This is a genomic window from Paenibacillus sp. Y859 (assembly GCF_056786405.1).
In genome coordinates this window covers 1-617 of sequence record NZ_JBXCIZ010000048.1, presented here as the reverse complement: position 1 = coordinate 617, position 617 = coordinate 1, and the positions used below count along the sequence as shown (strand labels likewise).

Genomic DNA, 617 nt, shown 5'->3' with positions numbered 1-617 from the left:
TGGTATATCAGTTAGGCGCAGAAGGTGATTATCAGACATTGTCCTCTGTAACAGATGCCATGGGTCTGAACACGATCTATTTCTATACCGCTAGAGAATCCGCATTTAATTTCATAGCAGATCATGTGGGGAATGCAGCATCTCAGGGTGTTGAGCATCAGGCTGTACTGTACGGAATATTGAGTCCTTATTCCGGATTGACTGAGCTAAAGTATACGGCACATATGAAGAAGATAGGTGATTATGCAACTAGGGAAATTTATAAAGTATCAAGCCGCAAAGATATATTCTCAACCGTCCAAAGCACTGAAATTTTTAATGAAGTGAAATTTACCTATACGAATGAAGACATTCTTCATCCTGAGGGTTCATTTAACTCAGAAACGACGATTCAATCAGGGAATGCTAAGGATAAGTACCAATTCCATCACATCAATGATGGAGCAGCTCATCCCGAAACGATTCAATTGAGCCAGTTGCAATCACAAGGGGATACGAGTGAATATAAACAAACGTATATCTACGATGATGCAAGAGTTGGAATGAATCTACCCATTCAAATCAATGAGAATTATGCACAGAATGGACAGAACTCAGAAGTTCTGACTTCCCTGTAC

At 39.9% G+C, this 617-nt stretch carries 1 protein-coding gene; it reads left to right on the top strand.

Annotated features, from left to right (window positions below):
* A partial coding sequence (locus AC1TO8_RS23870) for a hypothetical protein (RefSeq protein ID WP_482058070.1) occupies positions 1 to 617 on the top strand: 617 nt, incomplete at both ends.